This window comes from Streptomyces corynorhini (assembly GCF_003346515.1).
In the GTDB taxonomy this organism is placed as follows: Bacteria; Actinomycetota; Actinomycetes; order Streptomycetales; family Streptomycetaceae; genus Streptomyces; species Streptomyces corynorhini.
The window spans coordinates 1-5,972 of sequence record NZ_QQNA01000132.1 but is presented as its reverse complement, the minus strand read 5'-3'; the positions used below and the strand labels follow the sequence as shown (position 1 = coordinate 5,972).

Here is a 5,972-nt window from a genome sequence, read left to right as displayed (position 1 = left end):
GCGTTCGGTGCGGATCGCGACGACGTCGCGATCCGCACCGAACGCACCGTATGGGCCGCGCGCCGCCGGGCGTAGGCCGCCGGGCCCGGCCGGCGCCCCGGACCCGTGGCCCGGACCCGTGGCCCGGACATGTGGCCCGGACATGTGGCCCGGACCCGGCCGGGCTCAGACCAGGTTGAGCGCGAACGCGGCGCCTATCCCGCCCGCGACCATGAAGACGGGCATCAGCACCTTCACCTCCACCCAGGCACCGGCCTTGAAGCGCATCGCCTTCGGCGGGCCCAGCGGGTACCAGCGCTTGCGGCCGATCGGGATGGGCCACAGGACCGGGCAGCCCGAGACCGTCAGCGCGTCACCGATGTCGTGGACGAGCGCGCCGAGGACTATCGGCAGCCCGAGCCAGAGATACTCCTGGCCGGGCTGGGTGAACAGCCAGTTCGCCCCGTTGCCCGGCTGGTCGAGGATGCCCGCGAGCATCCACGCGCTGGTGGCGCCGAGCAGCCAGACCAGGACGTCGCTGGAGACCCGGGCGGCCTTCCACAACAGGCCCTCCACCGCCAGCACCATATGGACGAAGAGGATGGCGAGCACGCCCCAGCGCCCACCGGTGTACGCGACGGCGGAGGCGCCCGCGCCGATCAGGACCGCCCAGAGCCAGGTGTGGGTCAGGGTGCGGTGGCCGCCGGTCCTGCGCGGGTCACCGGCCTTCCTGGTCGCCTTGTAGACGGCGTACGACAGCTTGTCGACGACCTCGCAGAGCGTCTTGGAGACCGGGCCGAACGCCCGGGAGATCGTGGCGGCCTTGTGGTCGAGGTCGGGGGCGAGCGCCGCGCCCGAGCAGATCAGCGCGCCGACGACCAGTACGGGCCAGGGCATGGCGTGGTCGAGGGCCGCTGCCGCGGCGCCCGCCCCCAGCCAGGCCGCTGCCCCTGACAGTGAGTGTGCCGGTCCCATCATGGTCGTACCCGTCCCATTGCAGTTGTGGTGAAACCCGGTGTGCGGCTCGTGGTGAAGCCCACTGTCCTGGTGCCCAGTTGACTGGTCAGCGTATCGCCCGTGATCTTCGTCCGGCCGTCCGGTTCCCGCATCCGGCCGGAAGACAGGCAAGATGGGTGCGTGACCCTTATCGATCAGCTGCCGCCGGATGCCGACCCCGATGCCCTCTTCGAGGCTTTCTCCTCCTGGGCCGAGGACCGGGGCATCACGCTCTACCCGGCGCAGGAGGAGGCACTGATCGAGGTGGTCTCCGGGGCCAACGTGATCCTCTCCACCCCCACCGGCTCGGGAAAGAGCCTGGTCGCGGCCGGTGCGCACTTCACCGCGCTGGCTCAGGACAAGGTCACCTTCTACACCGCGCCGATCAAGGCGCTGGTCTCGGAGAAGTTCTTCGACCTGTGCAAGCTCCTCGGCACGGAGAACGTCGGCATGCTGACCGGCGACGCCTCCGTCAACGCGGACGCGCCCGTCATCTGCTGTACCGCGGAGGTACTGGCGTCCATCGCGCTGCGCGACGGGAAGTACGCCGATATCGGTCAGGTCGTGATGGACGAGTTCCACTTCTACGCGGAGCCGGACCGGGGCTGGGCCTGGCAGATCCCGCTGCTGGAACTGCCACAGGCCCAGTTCATCCTGATGTCGGCGACGCTCGGCGACGTCTCCCGGTTCGAGGAGGACCTGACCCGCCGCACCGGTCGGCCGACCTCCGTCGTACGGTCCACGACCCGGCCCGTACCGCTCACCTACGAGTACCGGCTCACCCCCATCACCGAGACGCTCACCGAGCTGCTGGAGACCCGGCAGGCGCCCGTCTACATCGTGCACTTCACGCAGGCCGCCGCCGTGGAGCGGGCGCAGTCCCTGATGAGCATCAACATGTGCACGCGCGAGGAGAAGGACAGGATCGCCGATCTCATCGGCAATTTCCGCTTCACCACCAAGTTCGGCCGCAATCTCTCCCGTTACGTGCGGCACGGCATCGGTGTGCACCACGCCGGCATGCTGCCCAAGTACCGTCGGCTGGTGGAGAAGCTCGCCCAGGCCGGGCTGCTGAAGGTCATCTGCGGTACGGACACCCTGGGGGTCGGCGTCAACGTCCCCATCCGCACGGTGCTGTTCACCGCTCTCAGCAAGTACGACGGCAATCGCGTACGCACCCTGCGCGCCCGGGAGTTCCACCAGATCGCGGGCCGGGCGGGGCGGGCCGGATTCGACACCGCGGGGCTGGTCGTCGCGCAGGCGCCGGAGCACGTGGTGGAGAACGAGAAGGCGCTCGCGAAGGCGGGCGACGATCCCAAGAAGCGTCGCAAGGTGGTGCGCAAGAAGGCGCCCGAGGGCTTCGTCGCCTGGTCGGAGACCACGTTCGACAAGCTGATCGGCTCCGATCCCGAGCCGCTGACCTCACGTTTCCGGGTCACCCACACGATGCTGCTGTCGGTCATCGCCCGGCCGGGCAACGCCTTCGAGGCGATGCGCCATCTGCTGGAGGACAACCACGAACCGCGCAAGCAGCAGCTGCGGCACATCCGGCGGGCGATCGCCATCTACCGCTCCCTGCTGGACGGCGGTGTGGTGGAGCGGCTGGAGAAGCCCGACGCGGAGGGCCGGATCGTCCGGCTGACCGTCGACCTCCAGCAGGACTTCGCGCTGAACCAGCCGCTGTCGACGTTCGCGCTGGCCTCGTTCGAGCTGCTGGACAAGGAATCGCCGTCGTACGCGCTGGACATGGTGTCGGTGGTGGAGTCCACACTCGACGACCCGCGCCAGATCCTGGCCGCCCAGCAGAACAAGGCGCGCGGCGAGGCGGTCGGCGCGATGAAGGCGGACGGCATCGAGTACGAGGAGCGGATGGAGCGGCTCCAGGAGGTCACGTACCCGAAGCCGCTCGAAGAGCTGCTCGTGCACGCGTACAACGTCTACCGGACGAGCCACCCATGGGTCGGCGACCACCCGGTCTCGCCGAAGTCCGTGATCCGCGACATGTACGAACGGGCCCTGTCCTTCACCGAGTTCACCTCGCACTACGAGCTGGCCAGGACCGAGGGCATTGTGCTGCGCTATCTGGCGGGCGCGTACAAGGCGCTGGAACACACCATTCCGGACGATCTCAAGTCGGAGGACCTGGAGGACCTCACGGCGTGGCTGGGCGAGATGGTCCGTCAGGTGGACTCCAGCCTGCTGGACGAGTGGGAGCAGCTGGCCAACCCCGAGGTCGAGACCGCCGAGGAGGCCCGGGAGAAGGCCGACCAGGTCAGGCCGGTCACGGCCAACGCGCGCGCCTTCCGGGTGCTGGTGCGCAACGCGATGTTCCGCCGGGTCGAGCTGGCCGCGCTGGACCGCTTCTACGACCTGGGCGAGCTGGACGGCGAGTCGGGCTGGGACGCGGACCGGTGGGGCGAGGCGATGGACGCCTACTGGGACGAGTACGAGGACCTGGGTACGGGACCGGACGCGCGCGGGCCCAAGCTCCTCGCCATCGAGGAGGACCCGGCACACGGCCTGTGGCGGGTGCGCCAGACCTTCGCCGACCCGAACGGCGACCACGACTGGGGCATCGGCGCGGAGGTCGATCTGGCGGCCTCCGACGAGGAAGGACTGGCCGTCGTGCGGGTCACGTCGGTCGGACAGCTCTGAGCCGTCCGGCCGGAGGCTTGAGAAAACGGAGACGACGCACATGACGAATCCCGCCGAACGGCTGGTCGATCTGCTCGATCTGGAGCAGATCGAGGTCGACATCTTCCGCGGGCGCAGCCCCGAGGAATCGCTGCAACGTGTCTTCGGCGGGCAGGTCGCGGGCCAGGCGCTGGTCGCGGCCGGCCGTACCACCGACGGAGACCGGCCGGTGCACTCGCTGCACGCGTACTTCCTGCGCCCCGGCCGTCCCGGGGTGCCGATCGTCTACCAGGTGGAACGGGTCAGGGACGGCCGCTCGTTCACCACGCGCCGGGTCACGGCCGTCCAGCAGGGCCGGACGATCTTCAACCTGACGGCCTCCTTCCACCAGCCGGAGAAGGGCGGCTTCGAACACCAGCTGGCGCCCCGGCTGGAGTTCCCCGATCCCGAGTCGCTGCCCACGGTCGCCGACGAGGTGCGCGAACATCTCGGCGGACTGCCCGAGGCGTTCGAGCGCATGGCCAGGCGCCAGCCCTTCGACATCCGGTACGTGGAACGGCTGCGCTGGACGCGCCAGGAGATCCAGGACGCGGACGCGCGCAGCGCGGTGTGGATGCGCGCGGTGGGCCCGCTGGGCGACGACCCGCTGGTCCACACCTGCGCGCTGACGTACGCGAGCGACATGACACTGCTGGACGCGGTCCGCATCCCGGTCGAACCGCTCTGGGGTCCGCGCGGCTTCGACATGGCGTCGCTCGACCACGCGATGTGGTTCCACCGCCCGTTCCGCGCGGACGAATGGTTTCTGTACGACCAGGAGTCGCCGATCGCGACGGGCGGCCGGGGGCTGGCGCGGGGGCGGATCTACAACCGGGAGGGGCAGCTGCTGGTCTCGGTGGTGCAGGAGGGGCTGTTCCGCAAGCTCCCGTCTCAGTAGGGCCGGGGGCCGGAGCCGGCCGAGGTGGCCGGCGTCGCGGGCGCTGCCGCCGCCGTGGGTTCGGGTGCCGTGCGGAGCCAGGTGGTGAGCGCCCACCACCAGTGCAGGGCGCTCAGTGGTCCTGACGGTGTGTCGGTCAGGGACTCCCCCGTGATCTGGTGGAGCCGGCCGAGCCGGTAGCGGACGGTGTTGGGGTGCGTGAACAGGCTGGCGGCCGTCCGGTCGAGGCGCTGTCCGTGGTCGAGGAACGTCAGTGCGGTGAGGGCGAGTTGGCGGTGGAAGCCGTCCGTGCGGTCCAGCGCGCCCAGCAGCCGGTCGCTGAGCCAGGCGCCCAGCAGCGGCTGGCCGTCGAGGGCGATCTCGCCGGCGAAGTCGGTGAGATCGTGCGGTCCGCGCAGCCCGCGCCGTCCGCCGATGTCCAGGGCCCGGACGCAGAGCCGGTACGCCGGGCGGAGCCCGTCGAGAGGCGCGGCCGGGGCGATCACGGCGAGCGGGCCCGCCCCGGTCCACTCGTCCCCGGGAGCGCGTGAACACAGCCCCACCACACGCCCGTCGACCACACCGAAGACCCCGCCGGGGGCCGTGCCGGAGCCCGGCGCGGAACCCGCACCGACGACGCAGTGGTACGTACCGCCGGGGCGGATCCCGGCCGCCGTCAGCTCCTCGGCGGCCGGGGCCGCGCCGCCGACCAGCAGGCGCCGCAGCAGCCGGACCCGGGCCTCACCCGCCGTGGGCGGCGGCGCGGCCAGTTCCACGGCGCGGTAGCCGCTGATCACCTGGCGCTCGACCGCGTCCCCGTACTCCTTCAGCAGCAGTACGGCCTTGAGCAGCGGGCCGTCCGGCACCCCGGCGGACCGGCAGCGTTCGACGGTCAGCTCCGCCGCGCGGGTGAGGGCGGCCTGCACCCCGCGCAACAGGGCGGTCATCGGCACGCCCTGTCCGGCCCGGTCGGCGCCCAGCAGCAGCGCGGCGGCGAGGTCGTGCTCCCCGAGCCGTCCGACGTCGGTGAACCAGTCGCCGGCCGCGGTGACGAGCGCGGCGACATGGCGGCAGCTCTCCGCCTCGCCGAGCCGGGCCACCTCGGGCGAGTGGGTCATGGCGGCGCGGACCAGTTCGCCGCACACGTCCGCGTCGGCGGCCATGGCCCGCAGGATTCCGGCGGCCGGCTCGCGTTGCTGCGTGAGCGTCATGCGCGTCGCCCTTCTCCGTCCGAGCGCTGTCACCGGCGTACAACGGCGGGGCGGCCACGTTGGCACCCGGCCCCTACCACTGTTCGGTGTCGACCTGATGAGATGTGAGCTACCGCACAGTAAGAGGTCCTAACAGAAGTCACTATCGGTGTGACCGTCGGCTTGGATGCTCGTTGGGCTGTTCGTGGGGAAGAGAGAGTCGCGTCCGTGGGTCGTCTCGGATGAACTGTGGTCGC

General features: G+C 70.8%; 4 protein-coding genes. 2 read left to right on the top strand and 2 right to left on the bottom strand.

All coding sequences use genetic code 11. From position 1 onward, the window contains the following. Window positions 1-165 precede the first annotated feature (165 nt). Complete coding sequence (locus DVH02_RS17790; protein ID WP_114624801.1) at window positions 166-957, bottom strand: metal-dependent hydrolase; 792 nt, start codon at window positions 955-957, stop codon at window positions 166-168. Between the two features lie 99 nt (window positions 958-1,056). Here DVH02_RS17790 and DVH02_RS17785 point away from each other — a divergent pair, with 99 nt between their 5' ends. Both DVH02_RS17785 and DVH02_RS17780 read left to right on the top strand, forming a co-directional pair. Next, a complete protein-coding gene (locus tag DVH02_RS17785) occupies window positions 1,057-3,630 on the top strand; it encodes a DEAD/DEAH box helicase (protein ID WP_114624800.1) in 2,574 nt (857 codons plus the stop codon). A gap of 40 nt (window positions 3,631-3,670) precedes the next feature. Beyond that, window positions 3,671-4,546, top strand: coding sequence for an acyl-CoA thioesterase (locus DVH02_RS17780; protein ID WP_114624799.1), 876 nt, complete (start codon window positions 3,671-3,673; stop codon window positions 4,544-4,546). On the opposite strand, the gene DVH02_RS17775 is transcribed toward DVH02_RS17780, so the two are convergent. After that, window positions 4,540-5,736 (bottom strand): PucR family transcriptional regulator, encoded by a 1,197-nt coding sequence (locus DVH02_RS17775; protein ID WP_114624798.1) that lies wholly within the window; start codon window positions 5,734-5,736, stop codon window positions 4,540-4,542. The two genes, DVH02_RS17780 and DVH02_RS17775, sit on opposite strands and share 7 nt — an antisense overlap. Between the last annotated feature and the right edge of the window lie 236 nt (window positions 5,737-5,972).